The 16,513-nt window shown below is 73.0% G+C and carries 11 protein-coding genes; 6 read left to right on the forward strand and 5 right to left on the reverse strand.

Annotation, left to right across the window (positions count from 1 at the left end):
* Nucleotides 1–2 precede the first annotated feature (2 nt).
* Nucleotides 3–959 (reverse strand): phytanoyl-CoA dioxygenase family protein, encoded by a 957-nt coding sequence (locus ABT023_RS14905; protein ID WP_350885570.1) that lies wholly within the window; start codon nucleotides 957–959, stop codon nucleotides 3–5.
* A 282-nt stretch (nucleotides 960–1,241) separates the two neighbouring features.
* On the opposite strand from ABT023_RS14905, the gene ABT023_RS14910 reads away from it, so the two are divergent.
* From ABT023_RS14910 to ABT023_RS14925, 4 genes are all read left to right on the forward strand, one after another.
* Entirely contained in the window at nucleotides 1,242–2,552 is a 1,311-nt protein-coding gene (locus tag ABT023_RS14910; protein ID WP_350885572.1) for a condensation domain-containing protein, read from the forward strand.
* Nucleotides 2,553–2,663: 111 nt separating this feature from the next.
* Nucleotides 2,664–2,858, forward strand: a complete 195-nt coding sequence (locus tag ABT023_RS14915; protein ID WP_350885574.1) for a hypothetical protein — start codon at nucleotides 2,664–2,666, stop codon at nucleotides 2,856–2,858.
* Nucleotides 2,845–3,648 (forward strand): phytanoyl-CoA dioxygenase family protein, encoded by an 804-nt coding sequence (locus ABT023_RS14920; RefSeq protein ID WP_350885576.1) that lies wholly within the window; start codon nucleotides 2,845–2,847, stop codon nucleotides 3,646–3,648. Before ABT023_RS14915 ends, ABT023_RS14920 begins: the two co-directional genes overlap by 14 nt.
* Nucleotides 3,649–3,702: 54 nt before the next feature.
* Nucleotides 3,703–5,262 (forward strand): non-ribosomal peptide synthetase, encoded by a 1,560-nt coding sequence (locus ABT023_RS14925; RefSeq protein ID WP_350885578.1) that lies wholly within the window; start codon nucleotides 3,703–3,705, stop codon nucleotides 5,260–5,262.
* Nucleotides 5,263–5,302: 40 nt separating this feature from the next.
* On the opposite strand, the gene ABT023_RS14930 is transcribed toward ABT023_RS14925, so the two are convergent.
* The 4 genes from ABT023_RS14930 to sthA form a co-directional block, all read right to left on the reverse strand.
* Nucleotides 5,303–6,172: an AfsR/SARP family transcriptional regulator gene (locus ABT023_RS14930; RefSeq protein ID WP_350885580.1), complete on the reverse strand. Its 870-nt coding sequence runs from the start codon at nucleotides 6,170–6,172 to the stop codon at nucleotides 5,303–5,305.
* Between the two features lie 359 nt (nucleotides 6,173–6,531).
* Nucleotides 6,532–8,004 carry a M28 family peptidase gene (locus ABT023_RS14935; protein WP_350885582.1) on the reverse strand — a complete coding sequence of 491 codons (1,473 nt, stop codon included), beginning with the start codon at nucleotides 8,002–8,004 and terminating at the stop codon, nucleotides 6,532–6,534.
* Nucleotides 8,005–8,046: 42 nt separating this feature from the next.
* Entirely contained in the window at nucleotides 8,047–9,246 is a 1,200-nt protein-coding gene (locus ABT023_RS14940) for a cytochrome P450 (RefSeq protein WP_350885584.1), read from the reverse strand.
* A 381-nt stretch (nucleotides 9,247–9,627) separates the two neighbouring features.
* Nucleotides 9,628–11,031, reverse strand: coding sequence for a Si-specific NAD(P)(+) transhydrogenase (gene sthA / locus ABT023_RS14945; protein WP_350885586.1), 1,404 nt, complete (start codon nucleotides 11,029–11,031; stop codon nucleotides 9,628–9,630).
* Nucleotides 11,032–11,374: 343 nt separating this feature from the next.
* Between sthA and ABT023_RS14950 the strand changes: the two genes are divergently transcribed.
* Together ABT023_RS14950 and ABT023_RS14955 are read left to right on the forward strand one after the other, a co-directional pair.
* Nucleotides 11,375–15,733: a peptidoglycan-binding protein gene (locus tag ABT023_RS14950; RefSeq protein ID WP_350885588.1), complete on the forward strand. Its 4,359-nt coding sequence runs from the start codon at nucleotides 11,375–11,377 to the stop codon at nucleotides 15,731–15,733.
* Nucleotides 15,734–15,791: 58 nt separating this feature from the next.
* A partial coding sequence (locus ABT023_RS14955; RefSeq protein ID WP_350885590.1) for a hypothetical protein occupies nucleotides 15,792–16,513 on the forward strand: 722 nt, incomplete at its 3' end.

Here is a 16,513-nt window from a genome sequence, read left to right on the forward strand (position 1 = left end):
CGTCATCGGGACGCGGGCCGGCGTTGTTCGAGCAGCTCGACGATCCGGGCCGCGAGCGCGGCCGGCGGCAGGCCGCTGACCTCCGGCACCGTCAGCTCGACGTCGTACTCGCCCCGGATCCGCTCCCGCACCCGCAGGGCGTTCGCCTCGTCGCCGCCCAGTTCGGCCAGGTTCTCGTCGCCCGGCTGCCGGTTGATGCCCAGCTCCTCCCGCAGGTACCGGGCCATGATGCTGGTGGTCAGCTCGGTCTCGCTCAACACGCTGGTGTGCGCGCCCCGGAACCCGATCACCAGCACCGGCCGAGGGCGTCCGCTGAGGTTGGCGCCGCTGAGATGGATCGTCCGGCAGTCGAAGAGGGCAGCCGAGCCGGCCGGGTAGTCCGGCTCGACGCGGAAGCGGCTCAACCGCTCCAGCACCTCCGGCTCGACGCCGTAGAACTGTCCTCCCACGGTGTCCGGGGCCTGCTGGCTGTGCGGGGCCAGGCCGAGCCGGTGGCTGCGGCGGTAGAAGGCCAGGCCGCCGTTGACGGCGGTCACGTCCTCCAGCGCGATCCACATGTGGATGAAGTCGGGCGGATCGACCGGCGAGGTGAACAGCTCCTGGTGCGCGGGGAGCGCGCCGGCGCCCGGCGGCTTGGGGAACGACTCCAGGTAGAACACGACCGGCTCCCAGTCCACCGCCTGCCGCACCAGGTCGAGGAAGAGCGGGCTGTTCGCCAGTTCCAGGAACCAGGGCTCGTACTCGTGCAGCTCGCGCATGCAGCGCAGGGTGCCGTCGGCGAACCACTCGTTCGCGGCCGGCGGGACGGTCGGCAGCACCTCCCGCTCGTACCGCTCCAGCGCCGCCCGGGTCCGTTCGACCTGGTCGGCGTCGAAGAACCGGTCGATGAAGACGACGCCTTCGCGCTTCAGCGTCTCCGCGACACCCGGCTCACCCGGCCTGAAGAACCGCTCCGTCATGACAGCCACCTCCGGTCGACCCGCATCCGAACAGGCGTGCCGCTGACGGGCTTACGCGCAGGGTAGGAGACGCGGGTTATCTCCCGGTTATGCCGGGATCGCCGGTGGAAACCGTCGGAGGTGGAGCACATCCGGGGTCACCCCGGCGCGGGGTATGGTGTCGCCTTTCGAATCGGTGGCCGCCGCCGGTCGACGGCGCGGCGAGCCGGTTCGCCCCGTTGGTTGCACCCATCGTCGCTGGTCGCCCAGGCGCCGGCCGAACCGACATCGAGGTGAGTGGCTGTGTCCAGGACCGGTCCGACCGTCCCCGTGCGCCCGGCGGGGTCCGGCCCGTCGTCGGCGGTGCCGCTGACCGCGACCCAGCAGGGCATCTGGCTCGCGGAGCTGGTCGATCCGGGGGAGTCCGGCTACCACGACACCGCCGTGTCGCGGCTGGCCGGCGACTTGGACGCCGACGCGCTGCGGGCGGCGTTGACGGATGTGCAACGGCACCACGAGGCGCTGCGGTGCCGGATCGAGACCACCGAGGACGGGGTCCCGACGCAGGTCTTCGACGTCGACCGGGTCGACTGGTCCTACCGGACGGCCGGCAACCCCGACACGCCGGTCGAGCGGCTGGTCGGCCTGGACAGCACCGAGCCGTTCGATCTGGCGGCCGGGCCGTTGTGGCGCGTGCGCCTGGTGCGTACCGGCCCGGCGGAGCACATCCTGATCGTGGTGACCCACCATCTCGTCACCGACGGCTGGTCGCACGGGGTGTTCCTGCGTACCCTGCTCGCCTGCTACCTGGCCCGGACGCAGCGGGTCCGGCCGGCCCTGCCCGAGCCGGGGCTGCGCTATCGCGAGTGGATCGTCGACAAGCTCCGGCGGGAGCAGGAGGCCCAGCAGCCCGACCGGGTACGCCAGGCAACTGCCCGGCTCGCCGACTCACCCCGCCGCTGGTCCCCGCCGGGGCTGACCGCGGGCCCGACCGGCCGCCGCGCGGTGCCGGTGCCGGTGCCGGTGTCCGAGGCGCAGCGTCAGGAGTTCCGGGCGGCGTGCCGGCGGTTGAACGTCACCCCGTACATGGCGCTGGCGGGACTGTTCGCGCTGCTGGTGGCGCGTGGCACCGGAACCGGCGAGGTCGTCGTGGCCGCGCCGGTGGCGCACCGCGCCGATCCCCGGGCGGCGGCACTGATGGGTTGCCTGATCGAGGTGGTGCCGGTGCGGGTGCGGGTCGATCCCGCGCAGCCGGCCCGGGAGGCGGCCGTCGCCGGCCGGACCGCGACGCTGGAGGCGCTGCGCCACCTGGAGGTGCCGTACCGGGAGGTCGCCCGGGGGCTGGGGGTGCCGCCCGGGGACGGGGACCCGCTGACCAACCTCTCGCTGGAGGAGTTCAACGCCCCGATGGGAAGCCATCGTCTCGCCGGGCTGGAGATCGAACCGTTGCCACGGGTGGGACTGCGTACCCGTCACGACCTCGCGCTCAGCATCCCGGCCGGGTTGTCGCGCGCCCCGGAGCTGCTGGTGCCCGCCGACCGTTGGCAGCCCGGTGCGGTCGCCGCGCTGGCGGCGGAGTTCGCCGACCTGGTGGGCGCCTGCGACGTGGCGTGAGCGCCGGTGGCTGCCTGCTCCCGGGGCGCCCACGCCGCGTCGGGGACCCGGGCGCTGCCCATAACCTCGGGATAACCGCCACCGGCTAGCTTGCCCACGGAGGTGGTAGTCATGCCGAGTTCGTTTTCCCGTTTCCTCGACGAGGCGGAGCTGGCCAAGGTCCGGGAACTGTACCTGGAGTCGCTCGACGCGTTGGACGACGACGAGGACGACGACGAGGTGGGGGCTGCGCCGGATCGCGTCGACCCTGCCGGCGCGGATGCGGTGGGTCGAGGGGAGAAGGCTGGTTCCGGTGAGACTGTCTGACGACCAGATCCACGAGTACGGGCGCGACGGCTTCCTGTTCCTGCCGGCGTACTTCTCCGCCGAGGAGGTCGCGTTCCTGCGGGCCGAGTTGCCCGCCGTGTTCGGGATCGACTCGCCGGCGCTGATCCGTGAGGCGGGCAGCGGGGTGGTTCGCGGGGTGCACGGCGTGCACGAGTCGAACCCGGTCTTCGCCGCCCTGGTGCGCCAGGCGCGGATGATCGAGCCGGCCCGGCAGTTGCTCGACGGCGACGTCTACGTGCACCAGTTCAAGATCAACGCCAAGCTGGCGCTGATCGGGGACGTCTGGGAGTGGCACCAGGACTTCCGTTTCTGGCACGAGGAGGACGGGATGCCCGAACCCCGGGCGTTGACCTTCGGGCTGTTCCTCGATGACGTGGACGAGTTCAACGGCCCGTTGATGCTGGTGCCCGGCTCGCACCACGGCGAGCTGTGCGAGGTCAGCCGCCAGGCCGGGGCGGAGGGGTGGGCGAGCACGCTGGCCTCATCGCTCAAGTATCAGTTGCGGGCCGACACGCTGGCCAAGGCGATCGGGGACCGGGACATCGTCGCGCCCAAGGGACCCGCCGGCTCAGTCCTGATCTTCCACAGCAAGATCCTGCACGGCTCGGCGCCGAACATGTCGCCGCGCAACCGGACCATCGTGCTCACCACCTACAACAGCGTGCACAACGCGCTGGACGAGGTGGCCGATCCGCGACCGGAGTTCCTGGCCAGCCGTCGGCCCGTCCCGTTGACGCCGCGCGCCGCCGACCGCCTCGCGCCCGTCTAGGGCCCGGCCGAACGGCCGATCCATCTTCGAGGTCCAGACCCCAGGAGGACAACCGTGACCACGGTGGCGCACTCGTCGGCCTGGAACTCGACGGATGAGGCCTTCCCGGACCTGCCGCTGCCGGCGCTGCTCGTCGCGCAGGCCGCCCGGACACCGACCGCGGTGGCGCTCGTCGCCGGCCCCGACGAGCTGACCTACCAGGAGCTGGACGCGCGATCCAACCGGCTCGCCCGCCAGCTGATCGGGATGGGCGTCGGACCCGAGGACGTGGTCGCCCTCGCGTTGCCCGGGTCGGCGTCCTTCCTGGTCGCCGCGCTGGCCGTGCTCAAGTCGGGGGCGGCCTACCTGCCGATCGACCCTGGCTATCCGCACCACCGGATCCGACTCATGCTCGACGACGCGCGGGTGGCCGTCCTGCTCACCCTCGACCCGTTCGCCGCCGACCTGCCACCCGCCGGCCTACCCGTCGTCGTGCTGGACCGGCCCGAGGTCGTGGCGGAACTGGCCGGACGGGATGCCACCACGATCACCGACGGTGAGCGCAACGGCGCGCTGTCCCCGTTGCATCCCGCCTACCTCATCTACACCTCGGGATCGTCGGGCCGGCCCAAGGGGGTGGTCGTCTGCCACCGGTCGGTGATCAACTACCTGACCTGGGCGACGCGGGCCTACCCGTCCTGCGCCGGCACCACGATCCTGCACTCACCGGTCACTTTCGACCTCACGGTGACGGCCCTGTTCGCGCCCCTGCTCACCGGCGGGCGGATCCACGTCACGGGCACCCGCGGCGGTCCGGCGGCACGGGCCGCCCTGCGCCGGTCGCCCAGCACCTTCCTCAAGGCCACCCCGGGGTTCGTCCCGATGCTGGCGGCGTTGCCCCCCGACTTCTCCCCGGCCGGGGAACTGGTGCTCGGCGGTGAGGAGTTGCTCGGCGACGCGTTGTCGGACTGGCGCCGGCGGCATCCGACCGCGACCATCATCAACGAGTACGGCCCGACCGAGACGACGGTCGGGTGCATGGAGTACCGGATCGCGCCGGATGACGATCTGCCCGGGGGCCCGGTGCCGCTCGGCCGTCCCATCGCCAACACGCGGATCCACGTGCTCGACGAGCGACTCGCCCCCGTCGGGCCGGGGACGGTCGGCGAGTTGTACGTCGCCGGGGCGGGGGTGGCCCGCGGGTACGTCGGCCGGCCGGCGCTGACCGCGGAGCGTTTCGTGCCGTGTCCCTTCGGCGTTCCCGGCGAGCGGATGTACCGGACCGGGGACCTCGCGCGTTGGACGGCGGACGGCCGGCTCGTGTACGCCGGGCGGGTCGACGAGCAGGTGAAGGTGCAGGGCTACCGGGTCGAGATCGGTGAGGTGGAGGCGGTGCTGACGGCGCACGGGATGGTCTCCCAGGCCGCCGTGGTGCTCCGGTCGGGTCCGGGCGGCGGCCTCCTCGCCGGCTACGTCACGGCCGTTCCCGGGCGGCTGCCGCAGGCGGCCGAGCTACGTGAACACGTCGCCCGGCACCTGCCGTCCTTCATGGTCCCCGCGGAGATCGACGTGCTCGACGAGATTCCCCTGACCCCGAACGGGAAGGTCGACCGCAGGAAACTCGCCCAGCGGTGACCGGCCGGGGTGCTCGACGGCGGTCAGCGCCGAGAACGACTCAGATGCCGACCGGGATCTTGCCCCGCACGATGGCCGAGATGTCCAACGTGGCGTCGAGGAGTTCGCCGCGGATCGCCTGCTGGTGGAGCCGATGTGTCGACTCGCCCAGGTCGATCTTGAGTTCCTCGCGCAGCCGGGTGGCGCAGATCTCGTACCACCGGTGGGCCTGGGACAGGTGCCCCAGGTGAGCGTGTACGGCGATCAGGATCCGGTAGGTCTCCTCCCGGTACGGCTCGATCTCGAGCATCTCCCGGCAGCGGTCGATGACGGTGAGGTAGTCGCCGGTCGCCAGGTTGGCTCTGATCAACCGTTCCAGCGCGATCAGGCTCCTGCTGCGCAACCACATCCGGTGCACCTCGGCCCAGTTGAGGTGCACCCCGGGGAGGAAGTCACCGTGGTAGAGCTCCATCGCCGCGGCACAGAGCCGGGCGGCCTCCCCGCCGTCACCCCGGGCGTCCGCCATGCGCGCCCGGTCGATCAGGTCGTCGAAGACCTCGAAGTCCACCCATACGCCCTCGGTCTCGAGGACGTACCCGAGTTGGTGGGTCACCAACCGCAGCGACGGGCCCGCGGTCCCCGTGACCGCCCCGCCGGCGACCTCGACCGCGTGCTTGTTCTGGCTGGCCAGCGCGGCGCGCAGCATGTGCACGGCCACCTTCAACGAGCTTGAGTTGCTCGACCAGGAAGCGTCCGGCCAGAGCGCCTCGTGCAGCGCCTCCCGCGACAGGACCCGCCCCCGGTTGAGCAGCATGAACTGCAACAGCACGCGTGCCTTGCCGGCCCGCCAACGGTCGATCTCGTGGCCACCCGCCTGGAACTGGAACCTGCCCAGCGTGCGTACGACGACGGCTGACTCCGAGGTCGTCATCATCCCCTCCTCCATCAAGCCCTGCCACACGACCAGCAAATGGTGGCCGTCCAGCTCGACCGGTGGATTCGCGTCCGGCCACGCGGCAAGGCCAGCGCAGTCGTACGCGTGGGGGTGTCCTTGTCTCCATCGCGAATCGGATGCCGGCGCCTCGGGAGCCTGATCCGCTCTCTGAGGTTCTGCCGCGCGCTCGTCAATCGTTTTGCGGTGCAAGTGGATCACTTCGGTCGGGACCCGGTGAACCCCTACGATGCCCCTATCGGCCACCGCCGTAACCGGTGGTAGGCCCTGGTGAAGCGACCGAATCGAGACTCGGAGGGGTCACCGCCGAGCCGGTGCGGCGTCATCAGCGGGAGGACTCACGCCGGGTGCGCGACATGGTCGAGAGCGCCCCGGGTCAGGGGTGGTGCCGGGACGGTCGCCGCCCGGACGTCCCGGACATCGTCGGCCAGCCGCCCGAGTACCCACGCCACGGCGGGAACGTTGGCGTCCAGGGCCTCCCGGTTGAGGGTGTCGAGCCGGTCGCAGCGCTGGTGGTAGCAGTGGTCGAACATCTGCCCGGCCAGGCCCCCGAAGCGGGCCTGCTGCGTCGGCGTCTTGACCTGTAGGTTGCCGCCGTCGATCCCGCCCGTCGGGATGCCCACGGCCTCGAACGCCAGGTGGTCGGACCCGACGGACTCCGGGCCGGTCCGCTCGTAGGGCAGCCCCCGACGGTCGAAGTACCCGGCGAACAGGTCGGCGAGCACGTGCCCGCCGCCGGCCCCCGGGTCCCAGACGAAGCGACCGTAGTTGGGCGAGGCGATCAGCTCCCCGTTGAGCACGGCCGCGACGCGCCGCCGCTCGTCGCCGGAGAGGGCGGCCACGTAGTGCCCGGAGCCGACGTTGATCATCTCCTCCGCGCCCCACCAGGCGAACCGCACCTTGTTGGTCACGGCGTGCTGGCGGTTGGCCAGCGCCAGGGCCACCTGGAGGACCGTGGCGGCCATCGCCGCGTTGTCGTTGATGCCGGGTGCCTCGGGGACGCTGTCGAGGTGGGCGCCGAGCAGCACGACGTTGTCCGGGTCGCCACCGGCGGTCTCGGCGAGCACGTTCACGGTGGTCCGGGCGACGGCCCGGGCCCGCAGCGTGAGGTGCACGCGGGCGCCGTCGCCGCGCGCGGCGCGGGCCAGCGCCTCCCCGTCCCGCTGGGCGACCGAGGCGGTCGGGATCGTGAACCCCTCCGGGGTGAAGGCGTGGAAGCGGTAGCTGTTCTCCGGGGACGGGGTGACGTAGTACAGCAGCACCCCCCGTGCGCCCAGGCCGGCGGCCACCTGCTGCTGGCGGGTGTAGCCGCAGGCGGCCCGCGCGAGCACCACGATCGCTCCGGCGGCGTCGACGCCGGCGTAGTCGGCCGGGTCGCAGCCGGTGCGCCCGTCGATCGGCGCCGCCACGGGCGCCTCGATGCCCTCGGCCGGCGTCGACGGGGTGAACCGGGTCATCAGCACCGGCACGTCCCCGCCGCCGGCCCCGTCGACCCGTAGCCGCTCGGTGGTGATGTCGAAGTCGGTGTAGGGGACGGTCTGCTCCACGACCTGGTACCCCGCGGCCCGCAGCACGGTGCTGACGTACCGGGCCGAGCGGGTGAACCCGACGCGGTTGTAGCCGCGGTCGCCGCCGCTGGCGTCGGCGATGTGCTGGAGCGCCGTCAGGTGACGGTGGACCCCGGCGCCGGTGACGGTCGCGGCCAGCCGGTCGGCCAGGGACCCCGGCGCGGCCCGGGCGACGCCGCCCGGGGGCAGGGCGACGCCGGCCAGCAACAACGCGCCGACCAGCCCGGCCAGTCTGTGGTACACCCTCACGCTACGCACGACACCTCCGGTCGTTGTCGGGCACGGTCAGTCAGCCCGGTGCGACGGGCGCACCGATACGGGAAGCCCGGCCAGCCCGCGCAGGGTGGCCGTGGGCTCGTACGTCGCCGGGCCGGCCGGCGCGAGCCGCAGCCCGCCCGCGCGCAGCGCCCCCAGCACCTCGCGCAGTTGGAGGGTCGCCAGGCCGGCGCCCAGGCAGGCGTGCGCGCCCCGCCCGAAGGCCAGGTGCAGGCCCCTGCGCCGGGTCAGGCGCACGGCGTCGGGGTCGGGGAAGACCGCCGGGTCGCGGTTCGCCGCCGCGATGAACAGCACCAGCACGTCGCCCCGCCGCACCGTCTGCCCGCCGACGGCGTGGTCGCGTACGCAGACCCGCGCGTCGGCCTGCACCGGGCCGTCCAACCGGATCAGCTCGTCGACGAGGGCCTCGTCGGTGTCCCGGGTCGCCGGGCCGGCCAGCAGCTCCGGGTGCCGGACGAACCGGGCGAGGACGCCGCCCAGGAGCCGGCTGACCGACTCGTAACCGGCGTGCAGCACCGCGCGCAACGAGTTGGCCAGCACGGCGGCCGGCACGTCCTGAGCCCGTGCGGCGCGCCGGGCCGCCCCGACGAATCCCCGCTCGTCGGCGTCGGCCATCCACTGCGTGACGAGCCGGCTCAGCTCAGCCCGCGCCTGGTTGCCCGGCTCCGCCCGGGCGGGTTCGATGCCGGCGTCCATGCTCCGCACGATCGCGTTGGACCACTGCTCGAACTCGGCGCCGTCGGGCGGCGGCACGCCCAGGAAGGCGGTGATCGTCCGCAGCGCGACGGGGCGCGCGAACCGGCTCACCAGGTCGACGGCCCCGGGCTGCCCGGACAGTTCGGAGAGTTGCCGCGCGGCGATCGTCGTGAACTGCTGTCGCACGGTGGTCAGCGGCTGCTCGTGCAATGCCGAAACGAGCAGGTGCCGAATGGCGCCGTGCTCGGGAGGATCGAGTGACTGCACGCTCAACTGGGTGTCCGGGATTTCGACACCGATCCGCCGGAAGTCGGAGCCGAAGTTCGTGGTGTCGCCGAGCACCTGTCGGCACTCCGCATACCCCGTGACGACCCAGGAATCCAGGAACTCGTGCCGGTGGACCGTATTCGTTTCCCGGAGTTTTCGGTAGAACGGGTACGGGTCCGCGATCACGGAAGGGGCCAGTGGATCGTAGATCGGGTCACGCACCGCAGCACTGGCCTCGTCCGTCACAGGAGACGTCCCTTCCGAGGTGGTGGGCTGTTCGCGGGCACATGGCGCCGCGGCCGTCCGGACCCGCCGGACGGCCGCGGCAGCGCGACGTGTCAGTGGAGGTAACGCATTTTGGGCCCCCTTCCGCTCGGCTCTCGGATCGTCGGTGAAGCTGACGGCGATCCGGCAGTAATCCGTGATACGGGTAGGACGAGGCCAGGAGTGCCACACCCCGAAACGGCGAAACGCCGAGATTAAGTTTCAGAGGGTGGGCGCCCCCGTGCCATTCGTCAACCTGCCACAGGGAGGTTCGGGGTGTCAACGTTCGACGTCGAACAATGCGCCGACCTTCATATGGTGAACCTTGTGCGATAAGTCCGACGTATGGTCGGACACTTTTTGCTAACCGTCGATCCTGCTGATGTTGCGGATCTTGTTGGACGCGTCCAGGGCGGCCACCTTGTACGCCTCGGCCAGGGTCGGGTAGTTGAAGACCATGTCGACCAGGTAGTCGACCGTGCCGCCGCAGCCCATGACCGCCTGCCCGATGTGGACGATCTCGGTGGCCCCGGTCCCGAACACGTGCACGCCGAGCAGGCGGCCGTCGTCCGGCGAGACGAGCAGTTTCAGCATGCCGTACGAGTCGCCGACGATCTGGCCGCGGGCCAGCTCGCGGTAGCGCGCGACGCCGACCTCGAACGGCGTCGAGCTGTCGGTGAGCTGCTCCTCGGTTTTCCCGACGAAGCTGATCTCGGGAATCGTGTAGATGCCGATCGGCTGCAACCCGTTCAGCTCGCGCACCGGCTCGCCGCAGGCGTGCTGCGCGGCCAGCCGGCCCTGCTCCATCGACGTGGACGCCAGCGCGGGGAAGCCGATCACGTCACCGACCGCGTAGATGTGGTCCACCGCGGTGCGGTAGTTCGCGTCGACCGTGATCCGGCCGCGCCGGTCGGCGGCCAGCCCGGCCGCCTCCAGCGCCAGGTCGTCGGTCTGGCCCTGCCGTCCGGCCGAGTACATGACGGTGTCCGCGACGATCTTCTTGCCGCTCCTCAGGACGCACAGCGCCGCGGTCTGGTGCTTCTCCACGGCGGCGACCTCCTCGCCGAAGCGGAACGTCACGGACAGGTCGCGCAGGTGGTACTTGAGCGACTCGACGACCTCCTCGTCGCAGAACTCGAGCATCCGGTCGCGGCGTTCCACCACGGTCACCCTGGTGCCGAGCGCGGCGAACATGGACGCGTACTCCATGCCGATCACGCCCGCGCCGACCACGACCATGCTGCGGGGCACGGCCTCGAGGTTGATGACGCCGTCGGAGTCGACGATCGTGCGGTCGTCGAAGTCGACGCTGTCCGGGCGGGCCGGGCGGGTGCCCGCGGCGATGACGGCCCGGTCGAAGGTGATCCGGGACTCCTGCCCGGAACCGCCGTCCACCCAGATCGCGTGCGGGTCGGCGAACCGCCCGGTGCCGGTGATCAGCGCGACCCGGTTGCGGGCCAACTGGTTGCGGATGACGTCGGTCTGCCGGCTGATCACATGTTGGGTCCGGGCGGCCAGGTCGCTGACCGTGATGTCCTCCTTGACCCGGTAGCTGCTGCCGTACAGGTCCCGCTGGCTCATGCCGCTCAGGTAGAGCACGGCCTCGCGCAGCGTCTTGGAGGGGACGGTGCCGGTGTTGATGCACACCCCACCGATCATGTCGCGGCGGTCCACGACGGCGACCCGCCTACCGAGCTTGGCGGCGGCGATCGCGGCCTTCTGACCGCTGGGCCCGGAGCCCAGCACCAACAGATCGTAGTCATACACGGCGTAAGCCTCGCAACCCGGCGCAACCCCCGCCACCGGAGCCGGCAGGCCGGGGCAGCCGCTCATTCTGCACCGGGGCGCCGCCGCCCGAACGGGCCGGGGGTCCGCTGCCCGTACGGCCGAGCGGCGGGCGTCCCGACCACCCGGGACACCCGTCTCTGGTGGACGGGCGCGACCCCCCGAAAGACTGCCGTGCGCCGCTACCGCAGCGGCCGTGGCGCGTTCACCGTGCCGCGAATCAGCGGTCGCCGGCAGGGACGGGTGAGAGTCCCCGCCGGTCCGCGCGGCGCACCGACCCACACGGCCGGATCCGGCTCGTGGAACTGCGAAAGGAACCTCGACGATGGACGCTCCGGGCGGACCACCCCACGTTGTCTGTGGGCCGATCGTGCGCCGGGTCGACCCGGGCAGCGTGGCGGTCTTCGTCGCCGTCCGGTCCGCCTGCACCGTCGCCCTCACCGTGTTCGAGGTGGGCCCCGGCCCGGACTTCGCCCCGGGCGCCACGGTGGCCACGGGCAGCCGGGCCGCGGTCCGGCTCGGCGGCAACCTGTACGTGGCCACCGTCCAGGCCGTCGGCGGCCTCCGGCAGGGCCGGCTCTACGGCTACGACCTGTCCTTCCCGGGCTCCACCGGCGCCTGGCCGAGCCTGCTGGCCCCGGGGGCGGTGGCCGCCGACAGGACCGCCGCCCGAACGCTGCTCAGCTACGCCGGTGACCCGCTGACCAAGGGGGGCGCGCCCGAGTACCCCAGCTTCGTGACGCCTCCGGCGGACCCCGGGCAGCTGCGGATCTTCCACGGGTCGTGCCGCAAGCCGCACGGCGAGGGCCACGACGCGCTGGCCGTGCTGGACCCGATCATCGCGGCGGCCGGCGGGAACCCGAAGCTCCGCCCGCACCAACTGGTGCTCGGCGGAGACCAGATCTACGCCGACGACGTCGCCGACGTCCTGCTGGCCATGGTGCACGGGCACGACGCGGTTCCCGCCCGCGACGGGCTGCCGGCCGTACCGGCGCTGCCCGGCATCGGGGCCGCCCTGGGCCTGCCGCCGGAGCTGCTCCCCGACGGCTCCACCACCCCGCCCGCCGACCGGCTGTTCACCCCCGGCAACCGGGCGGTGACCCTGGCCCGGGACGCGAAGTTCACCTCCGGCGAGGCCGACAGCCACCTGATGTCGCTGCGCGAGTACGCCTGCATGTACCTGCTGACCTGGTCGGACCAGCTCTGGCCGGCGACGTACCCGAGGTTCGAGAACGTCTTCCCGGCCGACACCCGGATCCTGCGCGACCCGCAGAGCGGCGGGCCCGGCGACACCGTCTACGACCGGCTGCTGACCGGTCGCGCCTACGACGCCAGCAGCCAGCAGCAGAAGATCATCCACCGCTACCTGCGGTGGCGGGAGCAGAGCCTGCGGCTGATGAACTTCCAGCGCGGGCTGGTGGCCGTGCGCCGGCTGCTGGCCAACGTGCCCACGTACATGGTCGCCGACGACCACGAGGTCACCGACGACTGGAACATGACCCGGGAGTTCGTCACCGGCGCGGTGGTCACCTCGGAGCTGGGCCGGCGCGTCGTGCGCAACGCGATGGCCGCGTACGCGGTCTTCCAGGCCTGGGGAAACACGCCGGACCGGTTCGCCGAGCAGGGGGCGGCCGGCGAGCCGGGCCGGGACCTGCTGGCCGCGCTGAGCGGCTGGCTGGCCGCCCCGGGGGCGGTGGACGACCTGCGGCTGCGGGAACGCCTCGGTCTGCCCACCGCGGTCGGAACCGACGGTCGGCCGGTCCGCCCGGCCGGCGCGCTCACCTACCACTTCACGGTCACCTGGCCGCGCTACCAGCTCGTCGCCCTGGACACCCGCACCTGGCGGGAGTTCCCGGCCGGCGCCGAGCACCCCGGCGGGCTGCTGCTCGCCGACCACCCGCTCAACGAGATGATCAGCGGCGGCGGGGTGCTGGACGACGAGTCGGTCACCGTGCTGGCGCAACCGGTCGCCGTGTTCGGCATGCCGCTGCTCGAACAGGTGGCCCAGCCCGCCATGAAGGCCCTCTCCGGCCGGTACGAGGCCGACGCCGAGGACGCGTGGATCACCAGCGACGCGGCCACCCACAAGTTCCTCGGTCGGCTGCTCTCCGCCGCCCCGCCCGGCCCTGACGGCGTCCGGCGTCGGCGGATCGTCATGCTCGGCGGCGACATCCACTTCGGCTCGGCCGAGCGGATCCGCTACTCCGCGACGCTGCCGTACGCCTGCGGCCCCGACCCGGCCCACCCCTTCCAGGGGGTCAACCGCACCGAGGGCGTGATCGCCGGCTTCGTCTCCAGCGCGTTGCGCAACGAGGTGTTCCTGACCCGCGTGCTGCACGACGTCGGGTACGTGCCGCTGCTGGACAGCCTCGGCCGGATCGACCTGGTCGGCTGGGCCAACGAGGACGAGCAGCGGCAGGGCCGGCGCTTCCAGGCCGGGGTCCAGGTGAGCGTGGCCGCCGACGCCGTCTCCGGTTGGTGGGTCTCCGGCCGGCCCGCGGTCAGCGAGTACGACCGGCTGAAGCTGCTCAGCCGCCCGCCGGAGTGGAGCATCCAGGTGCAGTTCGCCCACCACGACGAGGCCGACCCGACGGTCCGGCGGGACGGTGCACCGGAAGGCGTCCTCGACCCGACCGGGCTGCCCCGCGACCAGGCGCTGGCGCAGTACCTGGCCGCCGCCCGCAACCTCGACGGGTACCTCGGCAAGTGGGGCAACGGCAAGGAGATCGTCGGCCACAACAACCTCGGCGAGATCACCTTCGACTGGCCGGCGGGCGAGGGCAAGTCGGCCACCCAGCGCCTCTGGTGGCACCTGCCCTCGGAGAACCGGGCCGCCGCGCTGACCAAATACACCATCGACCTGTCGTACGGCTGCTCGCTGCTGGCCGACCCGCCGTACGGCTACGTGCTGCGCCCCGACGACCACGACGCCCGCTCCGGGGCCAAGGCGCACTACGACGGCGCAGACCGGCCGCCCGCCCTGGTCACCGACCGTTGGGTGACCCGGTTGCAGGCCGACCTGGCCACGCTGGGGTTCGGCCCGGCGCGCAACCCCGGCGAGTTCGACTCGACGACCTACTGGGCGGTGCGCGAGTTCCAGACGCACGCCCGCGCGGCCCGGGTCGCCCACGAACCCGCCGGGGCGACCGCTACCCGGTACTCCGACCGGTTGACGCCCGTCGACGTGCCGGAGGCCGAGCGCTATCCCGGACCGGTCAGCGGGGTGGCCGACCTGGCCACCCAGCTCGCCGTCCGGCACTGGCTGGACAAGCGCTGGCGCTGCCCGGTGGTGGTGGAGGCGTGGCAGGTCGCCGGCGGCAGCCCACAACAACTCGCCGCCGGGAACGTCTGGCACGCCGACACCGCCCACCCGGCCGACCAGCGGCTCTACTCGCGGGTGGTGACCGGTCGTCCGGCCGACGCCGGGCCCGCGCCGGCCAACCATCCCGAGCTGATCCCGCTGGGCGGCTGGAGCAGCCGGCCCGCCGCACCGCAGTGGGCCGGCCCGCTGGTCGAGCCGGCGGTCGAACTGCTCCCCGAGGCGCTGATCCCGCCGGGGGAGGGGGCGACCGGCGGGCCGTCGCTGGCCGCGCTGGTCGCCGCCGCAGGCAGCGCCGACCCCGCGACGGCCGACCCGGCCCGCCGCCGGCTGTCCACCTTCAAGGTGCTGCGGGCGGTCGCCGAGAACACCCGGCCCGGCTCCGCCGGCGGCTGGTTCGACGCGCTGGACGGCACCGACGCGGGGGTGCTGCGGATCGGCCCGTTCGGCTGGCCGGCGGACGGGCCCCGCACGACGCCGGTGACCCTGCCGCCCCGGCCGGACTGGCGCACCGAACCCGGCCAGCTCTGGGCCTGGCTGGCCGCGCTGCGCGCCACCGACCGCGACGCGTACGAGGCCATGGGCGGGCTGGCCGGGCTGTCCGCGACGCCCGGCTGGGGCGTCGACGGCGGCGCCCTGCTCCACCCCGAGCTGCGGGTCAGTCGGGCCCGACCCGCGATGAGCGACCAGACCGGCGGCGCGGGCCGGCCGATCGAGAACGTCGTCGAGCTGCTCGAACTGCGCGGCTGGCACTGGGTGCACCGCTTCACGACGGGCCTGCGAACCCAGCGGGGAGTCCGGCACAGCATCTGGCGCTTCGCCCGCCAGGGCCTGCACGACCTGCTCAGCACCGCGTGGGACCCGCCCGGCGCGGCCCCGGTGACGGTGCCGGACGTGCCCGGCCCGGACGGTAACCCCCGCCGGGTCCGGGTCGGTGACCTGTTCACCTCGGAACGGGCGGTGGCCCAGCTCGCCTGCTGGCAGGCGTACCGCGCCCACCACCTCGTCGCACTCGGGCCGCCGGCCGCCGGCGAGCCGCCCGAGCAGCGGACCGTGCCCCGCGCCGCCACCGAGCTGCGCACCGTGCTGACCGTGGCCCGAACCCTCGGGCCGGACTTCACCGGCCCGCCCACCGGCTGGACCGACGCCCACGAGACCGCCCTGATCACCGCGATCGGCCAGGTCGCCACGGCCGACGCCGCGCTGCCCGCCGCGCTGGCCGCGGTGCGGGCCTGGCCGACGTGGCCAAGCGGCACCAACTACCAGCTCCCGGTCGCCGCGCTGCCGGCCGCCGACCGGACGCTGTCGCCGCGGCGTGGCTCGCTGCGGCTGGACACCGGCGAACTGTTCCGGGTGACCGGATGAGCGCCCGCCGAACCCGACGCGACGACGACCACCACCGCAGTGAAGGAGACCCGGACGCATGAGCGACGACGTCGAGCGGAACCGGAACGTCCTCGCCCTGCTCTGGGGCGAACTCCGCACCCTGGCCGAGCCGGTGCTCGGCTCGTACGACCCGTGGCGGCGGGCCCGGCTGATGCGGGCGCTGGGCTGGGACCTGGAAGCGATCAGCGGGGTCGACGCGCACACCTTCGAGACGTGGGTCGGCACCGTCGGGACGGCGGTCGACACGCTGGACGCGGCGATCGCAGACGGCCTGCCCGACTCGCTGGCCGACCTCAAGAAGATCGCCACCGCGGCCGGCACCGCGTTCGGGCAGGTCGGCACGCTGCCGCCGACGGTGCGCGGGAAGCTGCCCCCGGTGGACGGCCTGCCCGAGGCGCTGGTCGACGACCTGGTCGACCACCTGATCCTGACCTACCTGCTGCGCCGGGCGCCCTGGACGGTGCCGCTGCTGACCCTGCTCGGCCTGGTCACCCCCGGCGTCGAGCTGCCGCCGAGCCCGCCGATGCCGGCCGGCGACGCGCCGATCCGGCTGCCCCGCCACCGCGACGAGCTGCATCTGGAGCGGCTCGTCGAACTGGTCTCCGACCCCGGCGGGTACCTCAAGGACCTGTACGCGCCCGCCGGCTGGGGCACCCCGGAGGCCGTCGAGGCGCTGGCCGCGCGGCTGCTGCCCCGGCTGGCCGCGACGCTGCGCGCGTTCGGGGTGGACGCCGCGCACGGGGTGCGGCCGGGCATCGG

The organism is Micromonospora sp. NPDC002296, assembly GCF_040296145.1.
In the GTDB taxonomy this organism is placed as follows: domain Bacteria; phylum Actinomycetota; class Actinomycetes; order Mycobacteriales; family Micromonosporaceae; genus Micromonospora.